We start from the raw sequence: 26,499 nt of genomic DNA on the forward strand, positions 1-26,499 counted from the left end.
CCACGGCGGCGCTGAATCATTCATGCCGCCGCCGCGGCGTGTCTCAAACGTTGAGACCCGTCTGTGATTCCATAGCGTCCTTTGCAGACCGTCGTCCCCATGGCCTACGAACTCGCCAAGCGCACCGAAGACGCCGAGCGCCGCCTGTCCACCACCGACGGCCTGCCCTCGCGCAACGGCGCGCTGCTCACCGCGCGCCTGCAGCAGCGCTATGCCGACCGCATCACCGGCAGCTTCACGATTCCCGCTCGCGAGGGCCGTTATGCACCGATTCCCGCCGATGTACCGGCCGCGTTGACCGCGGCGCTGCAGGCGCGCGGGATCGAGCAGTTGTACAGCCACCAGGCCGAGGCCTGGGAGGCCACCCAGCGCGGCGAGCACGTGGCCATCGTCACCCCCACCGCCAGCGGCAAGTCGCTGTGCTACACCCTGCCCGTGGTCAGCGCGGCGATGCAGGGCAAGGCCAAGGCGCTGTACCTGTTCCCGACCAAGGCGCTGGCCCAGGACCAGGTGGCCGAACTGCTCGAGCTCAACCGCGCCGGCGACCTCGGGGTCAAGGCCTTCACCTTCGACGGCGACACGCCGGGCGATGCGCGCCAGGCGATCCGCCTGCACGGCGACATCGTGGTCTCCAACCCGGACATGCTGCACCAGGCGATCCTGCCGCATCACACCAAGTGGGCGCAGTTCTTCGAGAACCTGCGCTATGTGGTGATCGATGAGGTGCACACCTACCGCGGCGTGTTCGGCAGCCACGTCACCAACGTGCTGCGCCGGCTCAAGCGGATCTGCGCGTTCTACGGGGTGGAGCCGCAGTTCATCCTGTGCTCGGCGACCATCGGCAATCCGCAGGCGCATGCCGAGGCACTGATCGAAGCCCCGGTCACCGCGATCACCGAATCCGGTGCGCCCAGCGGGCCCAAGCACGTGCTGCTGTGGAACCCGCCGGTGGTCAACGCCGATCTCGGCCTGCGCGCGTCTGCCCGCTCGCAGAGCAACCGCATCGCCCGCATCGCGATCAAGTCCGGCCTGAAGACGCTGATCTTCGCGCAGAGCCGGCTGATGGTCGAAGTGCTCACCAAGTACCTCAAGGACATCTTCGACCACGACCCGCGCAAGCCCGCGCGGATCCGCGCCTACCGCGGCGGCTACCTGCCCACCGAGCGCCGCGAGACCGAGCGCGCCATGCGTGCCGGGCTGATCGACGGCATCGTCAGCACGTCGGCGCTGGAGTTGGGCGTGGATATCGGCAGCCTCGACGTGGTCGTCTTGAACGGCTATCCCGGCAGCGTGGCCGCCACCTGGCAGCGCTTCGGTCGTGCCGGGCGCCGCCAGCAGCCGGCGCTGGGGGTGATGGTGGCCAGTTCGCAGCCGCTGGACCAGTACGTGGTGCGCCATCCGGACTTCTTCGCCGAGGCCTCGCCCGAACATGCCCGCACCGCCCCGGACCAGCCGCTGATCCTGTTCGACCACATCCGCTGCGCGGCCTTCGAGCTGCCGTTCCTGGCCGGCGACCCGTTCGGCCCGATCGATCCGCTGGTGTTCCTGGAAGCACTGGCCGAAACCGAGGTGATCCACCGCGAAGGCGACCGCTGGGAGTGGATCGCCGACAGCTACCCGGCCAATGCGGTCAGCCTGCGCTCGGTGGCCGACGGCAACTTCGTGGTGGTCGACCGCAGCGACGGCAAGCAGCAGATCATCGCCGAGGTGGACTACTCCGCTGCCGCGCTCACCCTGTACGAAGGGGCCATCCACATGGTGCAGTCCACCCCTTACCAGGTGGAGCGGCTGGACTGGGACGGCCGCAAGGCCTACGTCACCCGCACCCACGTGGACTACTACACCGACAGCATCGACTTCACCAAGCTCAAGGTGCTTGATCGCTTCGACGGCTGCATCGCCGGTCGGGGCGATTCCCACCACGGCGAAGTGCACGTGGTGCGGCGCGTGGCCGGCTACAAGAAGATCCGCTATTACACCCACGAGAACATCGGCTACGGCCCGGTCAACCTGCCGGACCAGGAACTGCACACCACCGCAGTGTGGTGGCAATTGCCGCAGGCGCTGCTGTTGACCGCGTTCGACAGCAAGCAGGAAGCGCTGGATGGCTTCCTCGGCGCGGCCTACGCGCTGCATATCGTCGCCACCGTGGCGGTGATGGCCGACGCGCGTGACCTGCAGAAGGCCGTGGGCAATGGCGATGGCGCGTGGTTCGCGGTGGCCGACCAGAGCGGCCGCGGCCAGCTGCGCGGCGCCGAATTCGACGCCAGCGCGATCGAACTGCAGCAGCAGTTCGTGCCCACCGTGTACCTGTACGACAACTTCCCCGGCGGCGTGGGCCTGAGCGAACCGCTGTGGCTGCGCCAGGCCGAACTGCTGCTGCGCGCGCGCGAACTGGTGCAGCGCTGCGACTGCAAGGCCGGCTGCCCGGCCTGCGTGGGCCCGGTGCTCGCCGGCCAGGAAGACGATGCCACCACGCCCCGCGCGCTGGCCCTGAAGGTGCTGGACCTGTTCGACGCACACGCCTTGCCGGCGGCGGGCACGCCTGCGCGCACGCAGGCCGAGGTGGTGCCGCAGTGAGCCTGAGCCTGGACAAGCTGCGCCTGCTGCGCCGGCAGGCGGGCGATGCCACGCCCGCGCCTGCCCGTGACCCGGCAGCGGCGACCGCTGGGCCGGTGGCGGCCACGGCCGTCGCCGAGCGTGGGTCGGCAGGCCCCGGCCCATCCACCGGGTCGCTTCCCCCCGCCGCCAACGACGCCCGCGCCCGCACGCCCGCGCCGTCCTCGGTGTTCGCCTGGGTCGAGCAGGAAATCCGCCACAAACCCACCGGTGGGGCCGCCCCGGTTGCCGCAGCGACGGCGCCCGCACCGGCCCTGCGCAGACCCGACGTGGGCGGCCTGCATCGGCTGCTCGGCCTGCGCGAGCGCGGCGCCGCGGCCGCGCCGGCCAAGCCGCGCGCCAACGCGCATGACCGCCACGTCCCCGGCGAGGAAATCGCCCCGGGGCTGTTCATGATCGAGTCCTTCCTGCCGCAGCCGGTGCCTACCCAGGCGCTGTCGCTGGCCTTCGCCAGGCGCGAAGGCGAACAGGTGCACCCGCGCGACCTGCTGTTCTTCGACACCGAAACCACCGGCCTGGCCGGTGGCACCGGCACCCGCGCCTTCATGATCGGCGCGGCCGACTGGCACGCCCATCCCGAACAGGGCGACGGCCTGCGCATCCGCCAACTGCTGATGACCACCATGGCGGCCGAGGCCGCGATGCTGCGCGAGTTCGCCGGGTGGCTGCAGCCAGGCACGGTGTTCTCCAGCTACAACGGCCGCTGCTATGACGCCCCGCTGCTCAAGACGCGCTATCGGCTGGCCCGGCAGCGCTGCCCGATCACCCCGCTGGACCACGTGGACCTGCTGTTCCCCACCCGCCGCCGTTACCGCGGCACCTGGGAGAACTGCCGCCTGGCCACCATCGAACGCCAGCTGCTGCAGATCGTGCGCGAGGACGACCTGCCCGGCGCCGAAGCACCCGGGGCGTGGCTGAACTACCTGCGTGGCGGCAGCGCGGTGAACCTGCGCCGCGTGGCCGAGCACAACCACCAGGACGTGGTGACGTTGTCGCTGCTGATGCTGCGGCTGGTGGAAGAGGAGCGGCGTGAACGGGAGACGCTGGCGCTGGCGGGTGATTGACCCGGCGCCCGGGCGTTGACGCTGCGTAACGCCTGCGGTCGCCACACTGGTGCCACTGATCCCGGGAGGACCACCGCATGCGCCTGAATCTTCTGCTTGTCCTTGGTTGTGCGTTGCCGCTGGCTGCCTGCAGCCAGCCACCGAAGAGCAACGCCCCGACCTCCGAGCCGATGGCCGCCGGCGCCGACAGCGCGGCCCGTTGCACTACCGACGCCCTGAACGGCCTGGTCGGGCAGACCGCCAGCGAGGCGGTGGTTGCCAAGGCAGTGAAAGACAGCGGCGCCAAGCATGCGCGCGTGCTCAAACCGGGCATGGCCATGACCATGGATTTCCGCGAAGACCGCATCAGCCTCGAGGTGGATGAGCAGAACAGGATCGTGCGCGCCAACTGCGGCTGATCGGCCTGCCCTGTAGACGTCGACGGCCTGCGTTGCGCAGGCCGCCGTTGCCGCCCGCTCAGTCGCGCAGGCGCTCGGCCTTGCCGCTGGACAATGCCTGATCGATCGCCGCCCGCACCTGGCGTGCGGCGCGGGCCGAGGCCACGCTCTGCTGCTGTGCCAGGCGCGCCTGCTCGCGACCGAGTTCGGCCTGCTCACGGGCCATCCGGGCCATCTGCTGCGCGTCCACTGCCCGCGCCGTTGCCGTCCGCGCCTGGCGCGCGGCCTGGTTGGCTTCGGCGGCAGCATCCATGGTGGCCTGTCGTCCGGCCGCCTGGGCGATGCCGGCCACATCCACATCGGCCATGACGTCTGCGGTGACCTGCATGCTCAGCTTGGCCATCTGTTCGCCGAACGCCGATTGGCGGTCCCCCAATTCTGCCTGGGCATTGCCGAGCGCGGCCACCTCGGCCTGGGAGCGCGCCAATGCGCCGATCACGGCTGGGTCGCGGATCAGATACCGGGCCTGCCCGCGCCGTACCCACAGGGCCCGTTCGCCGTTGCCGGCATCGCGGCGCGCCTGTTTCAGATCGGCGACCGAGGCGTCGACGAGGTTGTCGTTCCCGTCCATCAACACGAAGGCCTCGGCCGGCCGTTGCCGCGACAGGTTGATCTGGCCGTGGGTAACGAACGACAGATCCTCCCGCAGGGGCTGCAGCGGTTCCGGCGCGCGCGGAGCGACCGGGGCGACCGGGGCGGCAGGCGCCGCCGGGGCAATCGGCGCGGTCGGTGCCAGGGCCGGCCGTGGTGACCGCGTCGGCGACGGCGCGGGGGCCGGCGGCGGTGGTGGCGGCGGCGGTTCGCTGGGTGCCACCGGTGGCGACGGCGGCGGCGGTGGGGCCGCGGCGGCCACCAACCGCAGCGGCGCAACGCCCACCAGGACGAAGATCGCGGTGATGGCCACGGCAGCCACGCGCGGGCAGCGCCGGGTCTGCTGCAGGCTCAACAGCCGCCGCTTGAGGCTGCGGAAATTCGGCGATGCGCTGGCCACGCCCACCGCCGGTCGCGGTGCCACGCCCAGTTGCACCAGCAGGCGGCCATAGTCGTGGCGGCAATGGCCGTGCCCGGCCACCACCGCACCATCGCAGGCTTCCTCGCGGGCCAGCGCATATTCGCGCGCGGCCAGGTGGACCAGCGGATGGAAGAAGAACAGGTGTTGCGCCAGGGCCGGCAGCAAGCCCCACCACAGGTCGCGGCGCTGCAGGTGGATCAGCTCATGGGTGAGCGCCATGTCCAGGTCATCGGCAGCCATGCGCGGCAGTTCGCGCGCCGGCAGCAGCAGCACCGGGCGCCACGGTCCGATCAGCTGCGGCGAGCGGATCTGCGCGGAGAGCTTCAGCCGCGGCGCGCGGCGCAGGCCGTGCGCATCGGCGGCCAGCTGCAGCGCCTGCTGCAGCGAGGCATCGGTGCAGTCCATCGCCGCATCGACCAGGGCGCGGCTGGCGCGATACCCGCGCAGGCTGTGCAGCAGCATCACCGCGACGCCTGCGGCCCAGGCCGCCAGCAGCAACATCGACCACGACCACGTCGCCGCCTGCGGCGCTGCCATCGCCGCCGTGTCCAGCGCGGCCGGCAGCAGGCGCATCGTGGATTCCGCAACGGGTGCGGCCAGCGCGGGCAGCACCGGCGCGGCGGCCGGCGCCGGCAACACGGCCAGCTCAAGCGGGCTGTTCCACACCAGGCCCAGCACGGCCTGTGCGGCGACCAGCCACCACAACCGGCAGCGCGTGGCCGCCGGCAGCGTCGGCAGCAGCCGGCACGCGCCCCAGACCAGGGTTGCCAGCACCACGCTCTGCACGCTGGTCCAGCCGAGTCGCATCAGGAGGTCGGTCATCAGGGTGTCCATGGCTCAGCTCTCCCGCTTGCGTGATTGCAACTGCGCGACCAGCGCTTCCAGCTCGGCCAGTTCCTGGTCGCTGACCTCGGCCTTGTGCGACATGAAGGCCACGAACGGCGACACCGAGCCCTGCAGCGTCTTCTCCACGAAGCTGGCCACCGCGCCCTGCACCACGCTGTCCTGGCCACTGGTGGCGGCGTAGCGGTACACCCCCTGCACCTGTTTGCGCTGCAGGTAGGCCTTGCCGCGCAGGCGCTCCATCATGGTCAGCACCGTCGAACGCGCCAACCCGCGCTCCTCGCCAAACCCGGCCGCGACCTCGCCCACGGTCGCGCCCCCCTGTTCCGAAACGTACTGCAACAGGGCCAGCTCCTGGTCCCCGATGGTCTTGCCGCGCATGGCACACTCCGATGACTACACGTGTCGCTAACGTGCCAGTGACTACACCTGTCGTCAAGTGCCGGAGGGCGTGCGCCGACGAACGGTCGCGGGCGGGGCGCTTAAACCTTCTGGTCCTCGACCGCATCCAAGCCTGCGAGCCGGACTGTCCCCGCTCCACCGGCGCCCGACGTCCGGCGTACCCGCCCAAGGAAAGCTGCATGCGTTCCCGCACCCTCCGCGCCATCGTCCTTGCCGCACTCGTCGTGCCCCTGGCGTGCTTCGCCGCCCCGTCCACCGCCTGGGACCAGGCCAACGCGCAGACCCGCCAGTTCGTGCAGGACACGATGCAGGCCAGGCGCATCCCCGGCCTGCAGATCGCGGTGGTCAAGGACGACCAGCTGGTGCTGTCGGAGGCCTACGGCATGGCCAACGTCGAGAATGCCGTCGCCGCCACCCGCGACACGCGCTTTCCCCTCAACTCGGCCACCAAGTCCTTCACCGGCGTGGCGATGGCCCAGCTCGCCCAGGCCGGGCGCCTGGACCTGCAGGCCCCCGTGTCGCGCTACCTCGATGACCTGCCGCCAGCGTGGGGCAAGGTGCGGGTACGCCAGCTGCTCGCCCATACCTCCGGCCTGCCGGACATCCTCGACGCGCAGGGCCTGCTCGGCGGCGGCACCGAACAGGAGGCGTGGAAACAAGTGACCGCCCTGCCGGTGGAGGCCGCGCCCGGCGAGCGGCACCGCTACAACCAGACCAACTATGTGCTGCTGGCGCGGATCATCGCCAGACAATCGGGCATGCCGTACGCGCAGTACATGGCCACCCATCAGTTCGACGTGGTGGGCATGCCGCGCACCACCTTCGGCGACAGCTACGATCTGGTCGCCACTGCCGCCACCATCTACAGCTGGTTCCCGCGCAAGACCGACGCACCCGATGCGCCGGCGCGGCTGTCGCACTGGTTCTACGACCTCTCACCGGAGCTGTGGGCCGGCGCCGGCATGCTCACCACCGCCGACGAAGTGGGTCGTTGGATGATCGCGTTGTCCAAGGGCCAGCTGCTCAGCCATGACGGCGTGCGCCGCATGTGGGCACCGGAGGTCCTGAACGACGGGACCCCCGGCGCCTGGTCGGCCGGCTGGCCGGTCATGGGCACCACGCCGGACCTGCAGGTCGGCGGCATGGGCGGTGCGCGCGCGGCCTTCATCGTGTATCCCGACCGCAAGCTGGCGGTGATCGTGCTGACCAATCTGGTCGGCGCCAACCCGCAGGACTTCATCGCCCCGATCGCCGCGTTCTACACCGCGCCGGCAATGCTCAACCGCGCGGCCCGCCCATCACCGGCAGGATCACCCCGCTGATGTAGCTGGCGGTAATCGGCGAGGCCAGGAAGACGTACGCCGGGGACAGTTCTTCCGGCTGCGCCGGGCGGCCCATGTCGCTGTCCTTGCCAAACTCGGCCACGTCGGCGGCCTGCTTGTCGGCCGGGTTCAACGGCGTCCAGACCGGCCCCGGCGCCACCGCGTTGACGCGGATGCCGCGTGGCAGCAGCTGGCTGGCCAGCGCCTTGGTGAAGGCATGGATGGCACCCTTGGTAGCCGAGTAATCGATCAGCGCCTTGCTGCCGAACAGGCCGGTTTCCGACCCGCTGTTGATGATGCAGTCGCCTTCCTGCAGGTGCGGCAACACCGCACGCGCCATCTGGATGTAGCCGCCGATGTTGGTCTGCAGGGTTTCCTGCAGGTGCGCGTCCTCCAGGTCTTCCAGGCGCTCGCAATGCAGCTGGAACGCGGCGTTGTTGACCAGGATGTCGATCCCGCCGAATGCCTTGGCGACCTGCTTGACCGCCTTGTTGCAGAACGCCGGGTCGCGCACGTCGCCGGCGATCACCACGCAGCGGCCGCCTTCGGCCTCCACATGCTGGCGGGTCACCTTCGCATCGGCCGCCTCGTCCAGGTGCAGCACGGCCACGTCGGCGCCTTCGCGGGCAAACAGCACCGCCACCGCGCGGCCGATGCCGGAATCGGCACCGGTGATGATCGCGCGCTTGCCTTTCAGCTTGCCACTGCCGCGATAGTCCGGGGCGAGGAAGCGCGGCGCCAGCTGCAGTTCGTGCTCGTTGCCGGGCTTGGGCAACTGCTGCGCCGGCATGCTCTCCGGCTGCTTGCGGGCGCCGGCCTGGGTGGCCTTTTTCGTGGCCTTTTTAGCCGCGACCTTCTTCGCCGCCTGCTTGGCCACGCGGGCGTCCTTGGCCTTCTCCTGATCCTGCAGGCGACGCTGGCGCGCGGCCACGCGGGCGGCGCGTGGATCCTTCGCGGCGGCCTTGCGGGTGGCTGTCTTCACTACCGGCGTGCGTTCGGCCTGCGGCGTTGCGGCCTGTTCGGCGGCGGCGGGGACGGGGCGTTTGCGGGTCGTGCGGGTGGCCATCGGGGGCTCCTTTGCGAAAGCATTCAAGTGCACAGGCAGTGTGGCCACCCCGGCGATCACGCAAAGTGAGCGCGATGTGGGCATGCCGTGCAGGCTTCATCCGCCGCATACGCGTGCAGCGGCACGCTGCAGACCTGAAAACCTGCTGGAGTCCCCCATGTACCGCACCCTGATCGCCTTCGCCGCCCTCGCCACCCTGTCCGCCTGCAGCAGTACCCCGATCGCGCAGGTGCAGCCGATCGACGGCGTCATTTCCGGCCAGTGCCATGTCGACAAGGTGCGCGGTGCCGTCGGCCTGGCGGCCTCGGCGGCCACCGTCGAACGCGCCCGCGTGGACAGCGACAGCCTGCAGGTCAACGTGGTGCGCGGCCAGCGCGGCGAGAGCGGCCCCACCGCCAGCGGCGCGGCCAACGCCACCCCGGGCGCGGAGACGGGCGGGGAGCGCCTCACCATCGAAACCGGCGGCACCAACAACATCACCGCGCTCTACTGCGGCTGATCGCCCCGTTCAGGCCGCCCGCGCGCGCTTGACCGTGCGCCGTGCGGCCTTGAGCACCTTCAAGGTCGCCTGCTCCCATTGGCGCTCGCCGCGCAGCCCTGCCAGCGCCTTCAGCGAGCCGGCGCGCCAGCCATCGAACACGCACGGGTCGATGTAGGACTTCCTGCACACCGACGGCGTATTGCCCAGCAGGGTCGCCACCTCGCACACCACCTGCTTCTGCAACGCCGCCAGCGCACGTTCGCTGGAGGGTTCGGGCAGCTCGGTGACGGCCAGCTGGCGGATGGCTTCCAGCGTCCCGCCCCAGGTGCGGAAGTCCTTGGCACTGAAATCCTCGCCCATCGCGTCGTGCAGGTAGTCGTTGACCATGCTCGAATCCACCGGCTGCACCGTACCCTCATCATCGCGATACTGGAACAGCGCCTGCCCGGGCAGCTGCTGGCAACCGCGGATCAGCGCCACCAGGCGGCGATCATCCACGTCCACCTCATGCACCTGGCCGGACTTGCCGCGGAAGCGCATCTGCGCACGCCCGCCCTTGACCAGCGCCAGGTGCCGGTTGCGCAGCGTGGTCAACCCGTAGGACCGGTTGTCGCGGGCGTATACCTCATTGCCCACGCGCACCAGCGTCTGCGCCAGCAGGGCGACCACGATGGCCAGGACCTTGTCGCGCGGGAAGCCGGGCAGCTTGAGGTCGCGGCGCAGCCGCCGGCGCAGCGCGGGCAGTGCCGTGCCGAAGGCGATGATCCGGTCGAACTTGCCATCGCCGCGTACCCGCGCCCAGTCGGCGTGGTAGCGGTACTGCTTGCGCCCACGCGCGTCGCGACCGGTGGCCTGCAGGTGGCCGTTGGGCAGCGCGCAGATCCACACGTCGGTGTAGGCCGGCGGGATCGCCAGCGCGCGGATCCGCGCCAGCGTGGTCGCGTCCCGCACCGCCGCGCCGTCGGCATCGCGGTAGCTGAAGCCCTTGCCGGCGCGGCGGCGCTGCAGGCCCGGCATCTCGTCGCTGACGTAACGCAGGCCGGCCTCGCGGGCGGCGGCGGCTTCGGGGGTGGCAGGGGAACGGCTCGGGCTCATCGGCGGCGGCAACGGACAGGGCAGGCAGTGATACCGGTTATCGGTGCGAGGCGGCGTCAATAACGCAACACGAACACCTCACGCCCCGCTTGGCGATATCCTCCAAGGTTTCCCTGGTTCGATGTCCGGAGTCTCGATGCCGTCCTTGTCGTTCCGCCGCCTGCGGCGTTCCATCGGCCTTGTCGCCGTGTTCCCCACCCTGCTGGCCCTGGCCGCCTGCCAGGCACCGCCCATGGACGAGCAGGAAGCCGTCGCCACCCATGCGCAGAAGGCTGCCGAAGCCGCCGCCGCGCCCACCGATGAAGCAGGCAAGGCGCTGGAAGCGCCCCCGGTCGGCGAGTGCGACGCCACCCAGGTGCAGAGCCTGGTCGGCCAGGCCTATTCCGACGCCGTGGGCAACCAGGCCCAGCAGGACGCCAGCGCCAAGCAGCTGCGCGTGCTCAAGCCCACCGATGCCACCACGATGGAATTCGTCGGTGAGCGGCTGAACATCGAAGTCGATGAGAAGGGCGCGATCAGCGGCCTGCGCTGTGGCTGAACAGGGCCGCCTGGAAGGTGATTCCAGGCGGTAATTAAAGGGGTTTGGTTGCGCCTGCAACCGTGTATTGCGGCGTTGCAGCAACTGTGATCTAGTCGAGTCATCCGGTGCCTCCAGATGCGCTCAACGGAGTGAGCGGGGACGAGTGTCGCCGCTCACCCGACTTTGAGGCAGAGATGGCCCCCCGCAACCGCCAAGGGCTTTACGACCCGCAAGATGAGCGCGATGCCTGTGGTTTCGGCATGGTCGCCCAGCTCGATGACCAGCCGTCCCGACTGCTGGTGGATACCGCCATTGCCGCGCTGTCGCGCATGACCCACCGCGGCGGTGTGGCCGCCGATGGTGTCACCGGCGACGGCTGCGGCCTGCTGCTGCGCCGCCCGGACGTGTTCCTCAAGGCGCTCGCCGCCGAGGCCGGGCTCAGCCTGGGGGTGCGATTCGCCGCCGGCGTGGTGTTCCTGCCGCACGACGACGCCGCCGCACAGGCCTGTCGCGACACCCTGGAACAGCAGCTGCGCGCTGCCGGCTGCCAGCCCGTCGGCTGGCGCCTGGTGCCGACCGACCCCAGCGTCTGCGGCCAACTGGCGCGTGACACCCTGCCGCGGATCGAGCAGGTCTTCGTCGATGCCGGTGCCGCGCAGGACGAGGCCGCCTTCACCCTGGCCCTGTTCCTGGCCCGCCGCCGCAGCGAGCAACAGCTGCGCGACCACGCCGACTACTACGTCACCACGCTCAGCCCCAATGCGATCAGCTACAAGGGCATGGTGCTGCCGGACAAGCTGAGCCGCTTCTACGTGGACCTGCAGCGCAACGACCTGGCCTCCAGCGCCATCGTGTTCCACCAGCGCTTCTCCACCAATACCCTGCCGCGCTGGCCGCTGGCGCACCCGTTCCGGATGCTCGCCCACAACGGCGAGATCAACACCATCGAAGGCAACCGCCGCTGGGCGCAGGCGCGCAGCAAGGTGTGGCAGACGCCGCGCTTCGACATCGGCGAGTTCAACCCGGTCATCTCCATGCACGGCTCGGATTCGCAGAGCCTGGACAACATGCTCGAGCTGATGGTCAGCGCCGGCATGGAGCTGATCCAGGCGCTGCGCATCCTGGTGCCGCCGGCCACCCAGTCGCTGGAGTTCAAGGACCCCGACCTGGCCGCGTTCTACGAGTTCTACGGCCTCAACAGCGAGCCGTGGGACGGCCCGGCCGGCATCGTCGCCTGCGACGGCCGCTATGCCGCCTGCACGCTGGACCGCAACGGGCTGCGCCCGGCGCGTTGGATGCTGACCTCCGACCGCCACTTCCTGGTCGCCTCCGAGGCGGGCGTGTGGGAAGTGCCGGCCGAGCGCGTGGTGCGCAAGGGCAAGCTGGGCCCGGGCGAGATGATGGCCATCGACCTCAAGCGCGGCGACCTGCTCGACTCGGACGCCATCGACCGCATCAACCGCGGCCGCGCCCCTTACAAGCAGTGGCTGCAGCAGGGCGTGACCTACCTGCAGACCGAGCTGATCGATCCGTCGCTGGTCGAGGAACCCTTCGACGAGCGCACCCTGCGCAGCTACCACAAGCTGTTCCAGCTCAGCAGCGAGGAAGTGGAGCAGATCCTGCGCCCGCTGGCCGAGACCGAGCAGGAGGCCACCGGCTCGATGGGCGATGACACGCCCATGGCGGTGCTCAGCCAGCACAGCCGCCCGCTGTATGACTACTTCCGCCAGGCGTTCGCGCAGGTCACCAACCCGCCGATCGATCCGCTGCGCGAAGACTGCGTCATGTCGCTGTCCACCCAGCTCGGCAAGGAGACCAACATCTTCCACGCCGGCGCGGAGACGGTGAACCACGTCATCCTCAATTCGCCCGTGCTCAGCCAGCGCAAGCTGCGCCAGCTGATCAAGATGGAGCAGTACGTCGAGAAGAACCGGCTGATCGACCTGTCCTACAGCCTGGAGGAAGGCCTCAAGGCCGGCATCGAGCGGATCTGCGCCGAGGCCGAGGCGGCCGCGCGCGAGGGCATCGTGATGCTGCTGCTGAGCGACCGCTACCCGGTCGCCGACCGCCCGATGGTGCATGCCCTGCTGGCCACCAGCGCGGTGCACCACCACCTGTCCAACGCCGGGCTGCGCTGCGACGTCAACCTGATCCTGGAAACCGGCACCGCCCGCGATGCGCACCACATGGCCTGCCTGCTCGGCTTCGGTGCCACCGCGGTGTACCCGTACCTGGCCTACCAGACCCTGTTCGACCTGGGCCGGCGCGGCATCCTGCAGCTGAGCAAGGGCGGCGAGCAGTCGCAGATCGGTCGCCGCTACCGCAAGGGCATCTACAAGGGCCTGTCCAAGATCATCTCCAAGATGGGCATCTGTACCGTGGCCAGTTACCGCGGGGCGCAGCTGTTCGAGATCGTCGGGCTGGATGACGAGGTCGTCGACCTGTGCTTCCCGGACACCGCCTCGCGCGTGGCCGGCGTCGGCTTCGCCCGCCTGGACGACGAAGCCCGCGAACTCACCGTGCGTGCCTGGAACGACCTGCTGCGCCCCGACGTGGGCGGCGTGCTCAAGTACGTGCACGGCGGCGAATACCACATGTACAACCCGGACGTGGTCATGACCCTGCAGCGCGCCGCGCGCAGCGGCGAGGCCGCGGACTGGCAGCGTTACTGCGAGGCCGTGCATGGCCGGCCGGTGTCGGCGCTGCGCGACCTGCTGCAGCTCAAGGCCGCGCCCACGCCCACCCCGCTGGACGAGGTGGCCCCGGCCGAAGACCTTTTCCGCCGCTTCGACACCGCCGCCATCAGCCTGGGCGCGCTGTCGCCCGAGGCGCATGAAGCGCTGGCCATCGCGATGAATCGCCTTGGCGGGCGCAGCAACTCCGGCGAAGGCGGCGAAGACCCGGTGCGCTACGGCACCGAGAAGCGCAGCAAGATCAAGCAGGTGGCATCGGGCCGCTTCGGCGTCACCGCCGAGTACCTGGTCAACGCCGAAGTGCTGCAGATCAAGGTCGCCCAGGGTGCCAAGCCCGGCGAAGGCGGCCAGTTGCCCGGGCACAAGGTCAATGAACTGATCGCACGGCTGCGCTATGCCAAGCCGGGTATCGGCCTGATCTCGCCGCCGCCGCACCACGACATCTACTCCATCGAGGACCTGGCCCAGCTCATCTACGACCTCAAGCAGGTCAACCCGACCGCGCTGGTCTCGGTGAAGCTGGTCAGCCATGCCGGCGTGGGCACGATCGCCGCCGGCGTGGTCAAGGCCGGCGCCGACCTGATCACCGTGTCCGGCCATGACGGCGGCACCGGCGCCAGCCCGGTCAGCTCGATCCGCTATGCGGGCGTGCCGTGGGAACTGGGCGTGGCCGAGTCGCACCAGGCGCTGGTGGCCAACGACCTGCGCGGGCGCACCCTGCTGCAGACCGACGGCGGCCTGAAGACCGGGCTGGACGTGATCAAGGCCGCGCTGCTGGGCGCGGACAGCTTCGGCTTCGGCACCGCGCCGATGATCGTGCTGGGCTGCAAGTACCTGCGCATCTGCCACCTCAACAACTGCGCCACCGGCGTGGCCACCCAGGACGAGCGCCTGCGCGCGCAGTACTTCACCGGCCTGCCCGAGCGCGTGGAGAACTTCTTCCGCCTGCTGGCCGAGGAAGTGCGTGGCTGGCTGTCCTACCTGGGCGTGCGCTCGCTGGACGAGATCGTCGGCCGCACCGACCTGCTGCAGCAGCTGGAGGTCTCGCCGCGCCCGGGGGTCAAGGTGGACCTGTCGCGCCTGCTCAACCCGGCCGAATACGCCGGCAGCCACTGCGCCGCGCAGCGCCTGTACGAATCGCCGGACAGCCTGGCCACGCAGATGGACGGCCTGCTCGCGCCGGCCATCGCCGGCAAGCTAGGCGGCGAACACCGCTTCCTGATCCACAACACCGACCGCTCGATCGGCACCCGTCTGTCCGGCGAGATCGCGCGCACGCACGGCAACCAGGGCATGAGCGATGCCCCGCTCACGCTGCGCTTCCGCGGTACCGCCGGGCAGAGCTTCGGCGCGTTCAACGTCGGCGGCCTGCAGCTGGAGGTCGAAGGCGAAGCCAACGATTACGTCGGCAAGGGCATGGCCGGCGGCCGCCTGGTGGTACGCCCGCCGCGCGGCGCACGCTTCGAGGCGCGCAACACCGCGATCATCGGCAACACCTGCCTGTACGGCGCCACCGGTGGCGAGCTGTTCGCCGCGGGCCGGGCCGGCGAGCGCTTCGGCGTGCGCAACTCGGGCGCGCTGGCGGTGATCGAAGGCGCCGGCGACCACTGCTGCGAGTACATGACCGACGGCATCGTGCTGGTGCTGGGCAAGGTCGGGCTGAACTTCGGCGCCGGCTTCACCGGCGGCCTGGCCTACGTGCTGGATATCGACCGTGACTTCGTGGACCGCTACAACCACGAACTGATCGACATCCACCGCATCTCGGCCGAGGGCTTCGAGAACCATCGCCAGCACCTGCATACGCTGATCAGCCGCCACCGCGAACTGACCGGCAGCATCTGGGCGCAGCAGATCCTCGATGAATTCCGCGATTACGTCGGCAAGTTCTGGCTGGTCAAACCCAAGGCCGCCAGCATCGAGTCGCTCACCGACTCGCTGCGCCGCGCTGCCTGACCGGGGTCGAGGCGCCGGCCACCACGCCGGCGCCGCACATCCCACCGCTGCAATGCCGGCCGCTGGCCGGCGACGCCACCCAACACAGAGCAAGCCATGAGCCGCAAGCAAGCTTTCCAGTTCCTCGATCTGCCCCGGACGATGCCGCAGCGCATCCCGGTCGAACTGCGCACCTCCGGCGACTGGGGCGAGCTGTACGGCAAGTTCGGCAAGGAAGACGCGCAGTTCCAGGCCGGGCGCTGCCTGGATTGCGGCAACCCGTACTGCAGCTGGAAGTGCCCGGTGCACAACGCGATCCCGCAGTGGCTGCAGCTGGTGCAGGAAAACCGCATCCATGAAGCGGCCACGCTGTGCCATTCGACCAACCCGCTGCCGGAAGTGTGCGGCCGGGTGTGCCCGCAGGACCGCCTGTGCGAGGGCAGCTGCACGCTGGAGGAATTCGGCGCGGTCACCATCGGGGCGGTCGAGAAGTACATCGTGGACACCGCGCTGGCCACCGGCTGGCGCCCGGACATGACCGCCGTGGAGCCCACCGGCAAGCGCGTGGCGGTGATCGGTGCCGGTCCGGCCGGGCTGGCCTGCGCCGACAAGCTGGCCCACGCCGGCATCCAGGCGGTGGTGTACGACCGCTATGAACAGATCGGCGGGCTGCTGCAGTTCGGCATCCCCAGCTTCAAGCTGGACAAGGCGGTGATCAGCCGCCGCCGCAACGTGCTCGAAGGCATGGGCGTGCAGTTCCGGCTCGGGGTGGAGATCGGGCGCGACGTCGGCATGGACGAGCTGCTGGCCGAGTACGACGCCGTGTTCGTCGGCACCGGCGCCTACCGCTACACCGATGGCGGCCTGCTCGGCCAGGACCTCAAGGGCGTGCTGCCGGCCCTGCCGTTCCTGGTCCAGAACAGCCGCATCGTCAGTGGTAGCGACGCCCACGGCCGGCCGATCGCCGGCTGGGAAGACCAGATCGCGCTGCCGGACCTGGAGGGCAAGCGCGTGGTGGTGCTGGGCGGTGGCGACACCGGCATGGACTGCGTGCGCAGCGCGATCCGCCTGGGCGCGGCCAAGGTCACCTGCGCATACCGCCGCGACGAGGCCAACATGCCCGGCTCGGCGCGCGAAGTAGCCAACGCCCGCGAGGAAGGCGTGCGCTTCCTGTTCAACCGCCAGCCGCTGTCGATCGAAGCCGGCGCCGATGACGAGGTGATCGGGGTGATGGTGGTGGAGACCCAGCTCGGTGAACCCGATGCACAGGGTCGCCGCAACGCAGTGCCGATCGAAGGCAGCGAATCGCTGCTCGAAGCGGACGTGGTGATCATCGCGTTCGGTTTTTCGCCGACCGCACCGGGCTGGCTGACCGCCTTGGGCGTGGAGGCCGGCAACAACGGCCGCATCATCGCCGGCGGCCGCGACCGGTTGCCGTTCCAGACCGCCCACCCGCGCCTGTTCGCCGGTGGCGACGCGGTGCGCGGTGCCGACCTGGTGGTGACCGCCGTGGCCGAGGGCCGTGACGCGGCAGCCAGCATCGCGCAGCTGCTGTCGGTATAGCGCGGCGGGTGTGACCGGGGCGCGCTGTGCGCGGTTGCCGGGCATGGCCCGGCACTACGGGCCTCGTTGCGGTGGGTCGTGGTTGCCGGGCATGGCCCGGCACTACCGGCGCGGGGGTAGAGCCGGGCCATGCCCGGCTGCTCCTCAGGCCGCCTTCGACAGCGGCGCGGCCGCGCGCACGCCGGCACGCTCGATCTCCAGCGCCAGCAGCAGCTCGATCTCATCGAGCTGGTCGCGGATGCGTTCGTTGCTGGCACCATCGGCGCGTTCATTGCCGATATGGGCGTCCAGCATGCGCGCCAAGCCGGCCAGCAGCACGTCCGCGTCGCCGCTGGATGCGTGCCGCAGCAAGCGGCCCAAGGCGCGGATGCGGGCGCTGCGGTCGGTGACCGAGGGATTGACCGATACGGAGTAGTTGGCTTTGACGGGGGTCATGACAGGACTTTCTGATTGACTGACGACCGTCACTGTCGGTTATGGCCCGCCTTCGAACCATGCAACTAATACGAAAACGCGTGAAGGCCCGTGATGGTCATCCCCCTTTCGGCCGACTGGAAGCGACATAGAATGCCGTTTCCCCGTACCGGATCCCGTCCCATGCGCATCGGCCTGGCCGCCAACCGCCTGCACCACCACGACAAGCACGCCGCCCTGTTCCGCTGGTTGCGCGCCTGCGACGGCGGACTGCGCGAACTGGGCGTGGAACTGCACGCCGTCGGACGCACCTTCGATGCGATCCAGCGCCTGGGCTTCCTGCCGGAGTTCGCCCCGCTGCAGCGCTACCCCAACGGCCGCCAGGGCGGCCTGATGAAGCTGGTCGCCGAAGTGGTCGGGATGGGCTCCCCGGAACGCACCCTGGACGGGGCGATCTACCTGATGGACCCAGTCGACCCATCCTCGATCTTCCCCGAAGCCACCGCACTCAAGCGCCAGTGCGTGATCCACGGCAAGCCCTTCATTTCCACCGTGGCCACCGCCCGCGACTGGGTGGAGGTGGAGCGCGTGCATGCCGGGCTGGCGGCCGATCCCGGCGCGGACGATCTGCACGCGTTCGAGCACCAGACCTTGGCCCTGATCGCGCACGATGCGATGAAGCCGGCGATCCTGGCCTTCGCCGACACGCACTTCGACCTGCTGTCGCGGTTCCGCCACCGGGTGGGCACCGGCACCACCGGCCAACGCCTCAACGAACTGGCCTGGAGCCGCGGCTGGCCCCAGGACCAGGCGTGGGTGCAGCGTTACCAGAGCGGCCCGATGGGCGGTGATGCGCAGATCGCCGACCGGGTGCTGGAAGGCGACTGCCAGCGCGCGATCTTCTTCGAGGACCCGCACGTGGCGCGCCAGCACGAAGCCGACATCCAGCTGCTGGAGCGCGCGGTCACCACCGTCACCGACCAGGCCGTGTGCATCACCGCCCCCCGCGTGGCCGAGCGCTGGGCGCAGGCGGCCACCACCCGCGCACAGCGCTAGGGAGCGCAAGAAACGGCGCCGGCCCTGGCCAACGCCGCACAGCCCCACCGAAGCCGATCGCCCCCGTAGCTCCACGCCATGCGTGGAGACCGCGCGCCAGCGCGGCCGCGCATCCGCAGCCACCCCATCCCGTCGCCCGCCGACGCACCCGCAATGACACCCGCGGACGCCGACCGCGGTTGTGCATGCATCACCGCAAAGAGCCGCCACGCCGGCCCTCGCCAACGCCGCCCAGCTCCACCGAAGCCGATCGCCACCCGTAGCTCCACGCCATGCGTGGAGACCGCGCGCCAGCGCGCGCCGCGCATCCGCAGCCACCCTATCCCGTCGCCCGCCGACGCACCCGCAATGACACCCGCGAACGCCGACCTCGGATGTGCATGCATCACCGCAAAAAGCCGCCACGCCCGCCCTCGCCAACTCCCCCAGCCCCACCGAAGCCGATCGCCACCCCGTAGCTCCACGCCATGCGTGGAGACCGCGCGCCAGCGCGGCCGCGCATCCGAAGCCACCGTATCGCGTGACCTGCCGACGCACCCACGATGACGGCCGCCGACGGCGGCCGCGGATGTGCATGCATCACCGCAAACACCCACCTACGCCGACCGCGGGGGCGCATGCACCGCCGCCAACAGGCGCCACGCATGGCGTGGCGCTACGCTGCCGGGGTCAGCAGCTGCCGCAGCATCGCTTTCAGGCGCCGGCCTTCGAGCTGGAAGTAATCCCGCTCGGCATGCCAGTCCGGAAAGCGCTGGCTCACCTCGGCCCAGAACGCCGGCGAGTGGTTGGCCTGGATCAGGTGGCAGAGCTCATGCACCAGCACGTACTCGAACGCCGACGGCCGCCCCAGCACCAGCGCCAGGTCCAGCGCCATGCTGCCGTCCGGGGCCAGCGAGCCCCACTGCGAGGACATCACCTTCAGCCGCAGGCGCGCCGGTGCGCGCGGCAGGCCGGGCAGGTAGCGCGGCAGCCACCGGCCCACGTCGGCGCGGGTCTGTGCCTCATAGAATTCGCGCAGGGTGCGGCGCAGCGTGGCATCGGTGCCACGTGCCGGCCAGTGCAGGCACGCGCCATCGGCGTCCACCTGCAGGTGCGCGTAGCGGCCGCTTTCCCAGCGCAGGGGCAGCAGCTCGCCGCGCAACGGCAGCTGCCCGGGTTCACCGATCACCAGCGGTGCCGGCAGGTTCTGCGCCTGGTAGCTGCGCAGCTGGGTTGAGAGCCAGTCGCGGTGTTGTTCCAGGAACCGCTCGCCCATCACCAGGCTCGCCCGTGGCGGCAAGGTCAGGCGCACGCCGCGCTCGTCCACGCTGAGCTTGATCCGGCGCGCACGCGGGTCGCGCACGCGCAGCACATCGATCTCGGCGTCTTCCAGGCGCAGTCGTACCGTGTCGCGCTGCAGGGTGGGGGCAGCCGGCGAAATAAGGCGGCGGAGGAATCCGGACATGGGTACAGCATAGCGCCGGTGGTGGCCGGCGCATGACTGCGCGCTGTTCAGGCGCCGCCCGGGGGGCGGCGCCCGTGCGTCAGTCGGCCTTGCTCAGCTTGAAGGCCTCTTCCAGCAACAGGAACAGGCGCCGCACTTCGCCGCTCTGCAGGGCGAAACGGGCGTCCAGTTCGGCGCGGCGGCCATCGTCGTCGGCGTGTTCGAGCTGGTCCAGCGCACCGTCCAGGAACTTCAGCTTGCGCACGATCAGGTCATCGCCCAGCACGAAGGACAGGTTGTCCTCGAACACCAGCGCCAGCTTGGTCACCTGCTTGCCGGCGTCCAGGTGCTTGTCGATCTCGTCGCAGCGCAGTTCCTGGTGCTGGCACTTGACCACCGCCCCGCCCTCGGCCGGGTCCTTCATCTCGCACTCTTCGCCCAGGCTCAGCCCGGTCGGCAGCGCTTCACCGGCGATCCAGCCGGTCAGGATCGAGCGCGGCGCCACTTCGGCGTTGAGCGGCATCGCCGGGAAGCTGCCGAGCAGGCCGCGGATGTCGGACATGACGTTCTCGCCGGTCTTGCGGCTGGAACTGTCCACCGCCACGTAGCCGTGGGTCAGGTCGATCAGCGCGTCGGTGCGCGAGCTCTTCACGAACGCACGCGGCATCAGTTCGTGCAGCAGGTCGTCCTTGAGCCGCTTGCGCTCGCGACCGCCGGGCTTGCGCCCTTCCTTCTCCTCGATTTCCTCGAGCTTGCGCGCCAGCAGGTCGTTGACCACCGCGCCCGGCAGGATCTTGTCCTCACCGCCCACGGTCAGCCACAGCGCATCGCCGATGCGGTGCGAGAAAACGGTCTTTTCCTCGCGGCCGAACGGGGAGATGAAACCACGGGAGTTCATTTCGAGCGGGCCGACCGGCTTGAGCAGCACCTGCGGCAGCAGCGTATCTACCTCGGAGAAATCGGTGGCGGTCGGGAAGCGGAACAGCGTCAGGTTGCGAAAGAACATGGAAGTCCGGAATAGAGGTGAAGGGAAGGCGGGGTGTTGGCCGGCTCAGGACAGCCCGGACGCGCCGCCGTTGTCGGCGGGCGCACCGTCGGTCCAGGCCGACGGCACAGGCGGCGTTGCGGCGTCGACACGCCCCAGCGCCATGAAATCGAACAGCGTGGGATCGGCCAGCTGCGAAGGCTCCACGGTGCCCAGCGCGCGGGCGATCTGGTCGATGCGGCCGGGGTGCTGCTGCTCCCACTGCTGCAGCATCTGCCCGACCTGGCGGCGTTGCAGCGTGTCCTGGCTGCCACACAGATTGCACGGGATGATCGGGAACGCGCGCGCCTGCGCATACGCGCGGATATCGTCTTCGGCCACGTAGGCCAGCGGGCGGATCACCACGTGGCGGCCGTCGTCGCTGCGCAGCTTGGGCGGCATCGCCGACAGCTTGGCGTGGTGGAACAGGTTGAGGAAGAACGTGGCCACGCTGTCATCGCGGTGGTGGCCGAGGGCGATCTTGCTGAAGCCGTTTTCCGCCGCATGGCGGTACAGCGCGCCGCGGCGCAGGCGCGAGCACAGCGAACACATCGTGCGGCCTTCGGGGATCACCCGGCTGACCACCGAATAGGTGTCCTGCTCGATGATCTGGTACGCCACACCGATCGACGCCAGGTACGCGGGCAGCACGTGCGCGGGGAAGTCCGGCTGCTTCTGGTCCAGGTTCACCGCGACCAGCTCGAAGCGCACGGGCGCCTTTTTCTGCAGCTGCAGCAGCACGTCCAGCAGGGTGTAACTGTCCTTGCCGCCGGACAGGCACACCATCACCTTGTCGCCGTCCTCGATCATGCCGAAATCGGCGATGGCCTGGCCGACCTGGCGGCGCAGGCGCCGCGCCAGTTTGTCCTGCATGGCGTCGGCCGCGCGCGGATCGCGGGCGCGCGGGACGGGATCGGGCAGGGCAAGGACGACACTCATGGCCTTCATTCTACCGGCTCGCGCCGACCGCCACGGCCGCCAGGAAGTGACTGCGTTCACTCCCGGGCATCATCGCGGATGTGTATGCTCGAGACCGTGGATACCCTGACACCCGAGCAGATCAGCGCCCGCCTTGCCGAGCTCCGGCAGGAGCACCGCATGCTGGACGAACAGATCCAGCGCATGGCCGCCAACGGCGATGACGAGCTGGAGGCGAAGCGCCTGAAACGGCGCAAACTGCAGTTGAAGGACTGCATCGCCCGGCTGGCGGACATGTTGATCCCCGACGAACCCGCGTAGAGCCGACCGTTGGTCGGCTGCCGTCAGCCCCGATCCCCGCCGATGTTCCGAAGCGTAGAGCCGACCGTTGGTCGGCTGCCGTCAGCCCCGCTCCCCACCGATGTTCCGAAGCGTAGAGCCGACCGTTGGTCGGCTGCCGTCAGCCCCGATCCCCACCGATGTTCCGAAGCGTAGAGCCGACCGTTGGTCGGCTGCCGTCAGCCCCGGCGGCATGAACCTTGGCATGCAGCTTCGGACGGTGGTCAGCGTCGGTCAGACGGTGCACGCCGCGTTGCCTGGTCTCCGGGCGCGTGTGCCGCGCTTGCGCGCGGGTACCGACCAACGGTCGGTACCTACGAATTGCTGGCGAACGCAATAAGACCCGGATACGTCGAGATCCGGATACGTCGAGATCCGCATACCTCAAGATCCGGATACGTCCGGATACGCTTCGGCGCATCCGCGTCCGTCAATCCGTGCTGACCGGTTCTTCCGGCTTGGCCGCTTCCGGGCTCACCCGTTCGATGGTGTGGCGCAGTTCGCGGCCCAGGATGAACTTGGCATCCTTGGCCCAGGCATCCAGGCGCGCGTCGAACAGCAGCTTGCTGTTCTCGTCCGGCCACACCAGGCGCAGCTCACGCAGCTTCTGGATGAAGCCGCGGAACAGGGTGCGGTCGAAGAATTCCGGCGCGGCCGGTGCGTAGAGCAGGCTCAGGCGCTGCGCGGCCTGCTGGCACAGGCTTTCCAGTTCCGCCGCGCCCAGCGTGCCAGGGCCGTTCTTCACCAGCACCGAAATGGCGATGTAATACCGCTCGAAGGCCTGCTGCAACGAGTGGCCGATCGCGCGCAGGCGGAACACCTCGTCGGTCTGCCCGGTGTTGCGGGCCAGGATGCCGCCGTCGTCGTCGTTGATGTTCTGCAGCAGCCCTTCGCGCACGAACACGTTGATGGTCTGCTCGATACGCTGGGCAAACTCGTCCTCGGTCCACGGCAGGAACAGCTCGGCCTGCAGGAACGGATACACCGTGCGGCCCAACTGGACCAGGCCGGTGCGGCTCATGCGGCGGTTGTTCTGGAAGCAGCAGGCCACCCACGACGACGCCGTGAACAGGTGGATGACGTTGTTGCGGAAGTAGCTGAGCAGCACCGCGGTGTCGCCACTGACACTGAGCACGTCGCCGAGCGGGTGCTTGATGCGGGTGAGCACGTTGATTTCTTCGGCGTGGGCGATGATCCGCTCCGGCGAGTGCGGGGTCACCGTCACCCGGTCCGAATACGGCATCTCCACCAGCAGCGTCTTGCACAGTTCGATCTGCGCGATCAGGTCGGCCTCGCCCATCGCGTGCTTGGGCGTGGACAGCAGCGCCAGCGCCAGCAGGTTGATCGGGTTGACGTCGGCGGCGCCGTTGATGTGCACCTGGATGCGCTCGGCCAGGTGGTCGACCGTGCCCGACAGCCAGGACGGCTTCTCGTCCTCGCCCACCGGCTGCCCGTTCCACTCCGGCGCCTGCCGGGCCAGCACGTCGTTGAGCGCGATCGGCTCGCCGAAGTTCACCACCACCTGCCCGTAGTTCTGCTTGAGCACCTTGGGGATGGACCACAGCAGCGACCAGATCGATTCCTTTTCCTTGGGCCGACCGGACAGTTCGTCCAGGTAGCTGCCGCCTTCCATCAGCTTTTCATAGCCGATGTAGACCGGCTGGAACAGCACCGGCTTGCGCGGCTGGCGCAGGAACGCGCGCAGCGTCATCGAGATCATGCCGCCCTTGGGCTGCAGCAGGCGCCCGGTACGCGAGCGGCCGCCTTCGACGAAGTACTCGATCGAGTAACCACCGGCCACCAGCTGCGCCACGTATTCGCTGAGCACCGCCGAGTACAGCGCGTTGCCGCGGATGGAGCGCCGGATGAAGAACGCCCCGCCCTTGCGCAGCAGGGTGCCGACCACCGGCAGGTTGAGGTTGATGCCGGCCACGATGTGCGGCGGCACGATGCCCCGGTCGTACAGCAGGTAGGACAGCAGCAGGTAGTCCATGTGGCTGCGGTGGCTGGGCACGTAAACCACTTCGTGCCCGGGCGCGGCCGCCTTGAACTTGTCCAGGTGGTGGACCAGTACGCCGGCGTAGATGCGGTTCCAGACATGGCTGAGCATGAAGCTGGCCGACCGCACCGCCGGGCTGGAGTAGTCCGCGGCGATCTCCCAGGCGTAGGCGTGGGCCTTCTTCCAGGCATCGGCCGGCTTGGAGTTGTCGCGCTTGGCCTGCGAGGCGATCGCCTCGCGCACGGTGTCCGCGTCCAGCACCTTGTCCACCAGCAGGCGGCGGGTGGACAGGTCCGGCCCGATCACCGACTCACGGATGCGGCGGAAGTGGGTGCGCAGCACGCGCTGGAGCTTGCGCACGGTGCGCTCGGGGTCCAGCCCCTCGTTGATCGTGCTGCGCAGCGAGATCGGCGGGGCAAACCGCACGATGGTGCTGCGGCCATTGAGCAGCACCGCCAGCAGGCGACGGAAACGGCCCACCAACGCCCAGTTTTCCGAGAACAGCACGGCGAACCAGCCGCTCTGCTTGTCCGGCGCGCGGCCGACGAAGATGGATACCGGGACCAGGTGCACGTCCAGCTCATCGCGTGCGCGATGGGCCTGGAGCACCTTGGCCAGCGAATCGGAGTGGGTCTTGGCGCCGCGCTGCTCGGGGATCAGCGAGTTGCTGCTGCTCCGGCGCGACAACGCCACGTAGGCGCGCTTGCGCCCGGTCGGATCACCGGCGATGGGCACCAGCGGCGAGGGCAGGCCGGCCTCACGGCAGGCCTTGTCCAGGATCAGCGCATTGGACAGGCCGTAGTCTTCCAGCACGTAGACCACCGGGCGGCCGTCGTTGTACTGGCCGGGCTGTTCCGGTTCGATCTTCAGCGACAGCCACGGCTCGACCAGCCGGCCGAGCAGGCGTGCCCACCACGGGCGGCGGCCCACCGGGGCACGGGTACCGGGCACGATGGCGGCCAGCGCGACCGCGCCGGGCTCGGCCTCGGCAGGCACGGCGGCGGCAGCGGCGCTCGTCTGGCCGGGGTCGGCCGGGGCGCCGGTGGCGGCCACGCTGTCGGGCGACGCGGACGAAGCGTCCGGCGTCTTGGGCGGCTCTTCGCCGGGGAAAGGCAGGGGATTCTGGTTCGGCATCGGCTTCATTATGGCTTAGCCGGTGCAGAAGCACCGTCCTTGACCTGCGCGGCGGCCTCTGCTTCGGCCGCCTGCGGGTCATCATGTTCAGCTTGTTGGGCCTGTGCGGCCTGTGCGGCCTGTGCGGCCTGTGCGGCCTGCAGCAGCGCCTGCGCGTCCTCCAGGGTGCGGCTCACATACCAGTGGCCATCGCGGCGGGTCATCCGCACCTGCGCTTCGATCTGTTCGCCGGCCAGCGGGTACTGCACGCGGACCACCGCATCATCGCCCAGCTCCGACACCACCTCGCCGCGCAGGCCGGTAAGCGCCCCGTCCAGCGACAACCCATAGCTGGCCAGCGCGGTCTTGAAGGCTTTGAAGAACGGGCCCAGGCGGCGCAGCGATCCCTCCATGCCGGCGGCCTGCAACTGTTCGTCGGTGGACAGCCCGGTGGTCCGCGCGGTGGCAGTCAACAGCGTGATGGTGGTTTTGGCGCGCTGCTTGTCGGTCAGCGGCGCAGCGGCGGCCCATTTGCTCAACGCGTTCACCACCTGGCTGTAGTGGGCGCGCTGGGCATCGGTGTAGTCGGTCTGGTTGCGCAGGTACTCCACCCCGAACAGGCCCATGGAATGCGCCGCCTGGCGCACCCCGGTGGCCTGGCCGGCAATCTGTGCGTCGAACGAGCGCTGCAGGCGCTGCGGGGCGTCCGGCGCCGACAGCGCGGCCAGCATCGGCAGCAGTTGCCCATCCAGCGGCAGTTCGGTCAGTGGCCAACGGCTGTGCCCCTGTGCCCAGGCCACCTGCAGGCGGGCGTAGTCGGCGGGCGGCACCGAGGCGCGCGCGTAGCCGAGCAGGTCGTTGTCGGCCACCTGCCGGGCCAGCTGTTGCAGGGCCGCGACCGGCTCGGCCGCGGGTGTGTCCGGATCGATCCGATCGCCCTTGCAGGCACTGAGCAGCACCACCCCGCACAGGGCCAGCGCCAACGCATGCCCCCGGTACTGCCACGACTTCCACGACATGGACATGAATTCGGACTCCCCGGACCGGTCCGCATCTTGCGGCCTGCGCCCCCGCAGCGGCAAGCCGGACCCCGCCGGGATGCGGGCCGGCGGTTCCAAGTTATTGAACCCTATCGTTATTTCATTCTCGTGTGGGCAACGT

Annotated in this window: 20 protein-coding genes; 10 read left to right on the forward strand and 10 right to left on the reverse strand. The window is 69.6% G+C overall.

Annotated features, from left to right (window positions below; genetic code table 11):
- Positions 1-99 precede the first annotated feature (99 nt).
- The 3 genes from M2421_RS14325 to M2421_RS14335 all read left to right on the forward strand — a co-directional run bounded on the left by M2421_RS14325 (position 100) and on the right by M2421_RS14335 (position 4,081).
- Positions 100-2,580 (forward strand): DEAD/DEAH box helicase, encoded by a 2,481-nt coding sequence (locus tag M2421_RS14325; protein ID WP_259207857.1) that lies wholly within the window; start codon positions 100-102, stop codon positions 2,578-2,580.
- Entirely contained in the window at positions 2,577-3,683 is a 1,107-nt protein-coding gene (locus M2421_RS14330; RefSeq protein WP_259207861.1) for a ribonuclease H-like domain-containing protein, read from the forward strand. Before M2421_RS14325 ends, M2421_RS14330 begins: the two co-directional genes overlap by 4 nt.
- Positions 3,684-3,760: 77 nt before the next feature.
- Positions 3,761-4,081 carry an I78 family peptidase inhibitor gene (locus M2421_RS14335; protein ID WP_259207864.1) on the forward strand — a complete coding sequence of 107 codons (321 nt, stop codon included), beginning with the start codon at positions 3,761-3,763 and terminating at the stop codon, positions 4,079-4,081.
- 58 nt (positions 4,082-4,139) lie between these two features.
- On the opposite strand, the gene M2421_RS14340 is transcribed toward M2421_RS14335, so the two are convergent.
- Positions 4,140-5,954 (reverse strand): M56 family metallopeptidase, encoded by a 1,815-nt coding sequence (locus M2421_RS14340; protein ID WP_259207866.1) that lies wholly within the window; start codon positions 5,952-5,954, stop codon positions 4,140-4,142.
- 15 nt (positions 5,955-5,969) lie between these two features.
- Positions 5,970-6,356, reverse strand: coding sequence for a BlaI/MecI/CopY family transcriptional regulator (locus tag M2421_RS14345; RefSeq protein WP_259207868.1), 387 nt, complete (start codon positions 6,354-6,356; stop codon positions 5,970-5,972).
- A gap of 200 nt (positions 6,357-6,556) precedes the next feature.
- Here M2421_RS14345 and M2421_RS14350 point away from each other — a divergent pair, with 200 nt between their 5' ends.
- Positions 6,557-7,699 carry a serine hydrolase domain-containing protein gene (locus M2421_RS14350; RefSeq protein WP_259207870.1) on the forward strand — a complete coding sequence of 381 codons (1,143 nt, stop codon included), beginning with the start codon at positions 6,557-6,559 and terminating at the stop codon, positions 7,697-7,699.
- Here the strand turns inward: M2421_RS14350 and M2421_RS14355 are convergent.
- Entirely contained in the window at positions 7,656-8,765 is a 1,110-nt protein-coding gene (locus M2421_RS14355) for an SDR family oxidoreductase (protein WP_259207872.1), read from the reverse strand. The genes M2421_RS14350 and M2421_RS14355 overlap by 44 nt on opposite strands.
- 157 nt (positions 8,766-8,922) lie before the next feature.
- Between M2421_RS14355 and M2421_RS14360 the strand changes: the two genes are divergently transcribed.
- Entirely contained in the window at positions 8,923-9,264 is a 342-nt protein-coding gene (locus M2421_RS14360; RefSeq protein ID WP_259207874.1) for a hypothetical protein, read from the forward strand.
- Between the two features lie 9 nt (positions 9,265-9,273).
- Here M2421_RS14360 and M2421_RS14365 read toward each other — a convergent pair whose 3' ends face one another.
- Positions 9,274-10,341, reverse strand: coding sequence for a DNA topoisomerase IB (locus tag M2421_RS14365; RefSeq protein WP_259207876.1), 1,068 nt, complete (start codon positions 10,339-10,341; stop codon positions 9,274-9,276).
- Positions 10,342-10,477: 136 nt separating this feature from the next.
- Here M2421_RS14365 and M2421_RS14370 point away from each other — a divergent pair, with 136 nt between their 5' ends.
- From M2421_RS14370 to M2421_RS14380, 3 genes are all read left to right on the forward strand, one after another.
- A complete protein-coding gene (locus M2421_RS14370; RefSeq protein ID WP_259207878.1) occupies positions 10,478-10,879 on the forward strand; it encodes an I78 family peptidase inhibitor in 402 nt (133 codons plus the stop codon).
- A 176-nt stretch (positions 10,880-11,055) separates the two neighbouring features.
- Positions 11,056-15,510 (forward strand): glutamate synthase large subunit, encoded by a 4,455-nt coding sequence (gltB, locus tag M2421_RS14375; RefSeq protein WP_259207879.1) that lies wholly within the window; start codon positions 11,056-11,058, stop codon positions 15,508-15,510.
- A 96-nt stretch (positions 15,511-15,606) separates the two neighbouring features.
- Complete coding sequence (locus M2421_RS14380) at positions 15,607-17,052, forward strand: FAD-dependent oxidoreductase (protein WP_259207881.1); 1,446 nt, start codon at positions 15,607-15,609, stop codon at positions 17,050-17,052.
- A 144-nt stretch (positions 17,053-17,196) separates the two neighbouring features.
- Here M2421_RS14380 and M2421_RS14385 read toward each other — a convergent pair whose 3' ends face one another.
- A complete protein-coding gene (locus M2421_RS14385) occupies positions 17,197-17,487 on the reverse strand; it encodes a hypothetical protein (RefSeq protein WP_259207883.1) in 291 nt (96 codons plus the stop codon).
- 162 nt (positions 17,488-17,649) lie between these two features.
- On the opposite strand from M2421_RS14385, the gene M2421_RS14390 reads away from it, so the two are divergent.
- A complete protein-coding gene (locus tag M2421_RS14390) occupies positions 17,650-18,522 on the forward strand; it encodes a methylglyoxal synthase (protein WP_259207884.1) in 873 nt (290 codons plus the stop codon).
- A 655-nt stretch (positions 18,523-19,177) separates the two neighbouring features.
- Here the strand turns inward: M2421_RS14390 and M2421_RS14395 are convergent.
- The 3 genes from M2421_RS14395 to ttcA all read right to left on the reverse strand — a co-directional run bounded on the left by M2421_RS14395 (position 19,178) and on the right by ttcA (position 21,917).
- Positions 19,178-19,966 (reverse strand): SprT family zinc-dependent metalloprotease, encoded by a 789-nt coding sequence (locus tag M2421_RS14395; RefSeq protein WP_259207886.1) that lies wholly within the window; start codon positions 19,964-19,966, stop codon positions 19,178-19,180.
- A 79-nt stretch (positions 19,967-20,045) separates the two neighbouring features.
- A complete protein-coding gene (locus M2421_RS14400) occupies positions 20,046-20,951 on the reverse strand; it encodes a recombination-associated protein RdgC (RefSeq protein WP_259207887.1) in 906 nt (301 codons plus the stop codon).
- 45 nt (positions 20,952-20,996) lie between these two features.
- Positions 20,997-21,917 carry a tRNA 2-thiocytidine(32) synthetase TtcA gene (gene ttcA / locus M2421_RS14405; protein WP_259207889.1) on the reverse strand — a complete coding sequence of 307 codons (921 nt, stop codon included), beginning with the start codon at positions 21,915-21,917 and terminating at the stop codon, positions 20,997-20,999.
- An 87-nt stretch (positions 21,918-22,004) separates the two neighbouring features.
- Here ttcA and M2421_RS14410 point away from each other — a divergent pair, with 87 nt between their 5' ends.
- Positions 22,005-22,208, forward strand: coding sequence for a YdcH family protein (locus M2421_RS14410; protein ID WP_259208226.1), 204 nt, complete (start codon positions 22,005-22,007; stop codon positions 22,206-22,208).
- A 448-nt stretch (positions 22,209-22,656) separates the two neighbouring features.
- Here M2421_RS14410 and plsB read toward each other — a convergent pair whose 3' ends face one another.
- Together plsB and M2421_RS14420 are read right to left on the reverse strand one after the other, a co-directional pair.
- On the reverse strand, positions 22,657-25,368 hold the full coding sequence (gene plsB / locus M2421_RS14415) for a glycerol-3-phosphate 1-O-acyltransferase PlsB (RefSeq protein WP_259207891.1): 2,712 nt from the start codon (positions 25,366-25,368) through the stop codon (positions 22,657-22,659).
- Positions 25,368-26,357: a hypothetical protein gene (locus tag M2421_RS14420; RefSeq protein ID WP_259207892.1), complete on the reverse strand. Its 990-nt coding sequence runs from the start codon at positions 26,355-26,357 to the stop codon at positions 25,368-25,370. The genes plsB and M2421_RS14420 overlap by 1 nt, the downstream gene beginning before the upstream one ends.
- Positions 26,358-26,499 lie beyond the last annotated feature (142 nt).

This window comes from Stenotrophomonas sp. BIGb0135, from assembly GCF_024810105.1.
GTDB classification, from domain to species: domain Bacteria; phylum Pseudomonadota; class Gammaproteobacteria; order Xanthomonadales; family Xanthomonadaceae; genus Stenotrophomonas; species Stenotrophomonas maltophilia_AB.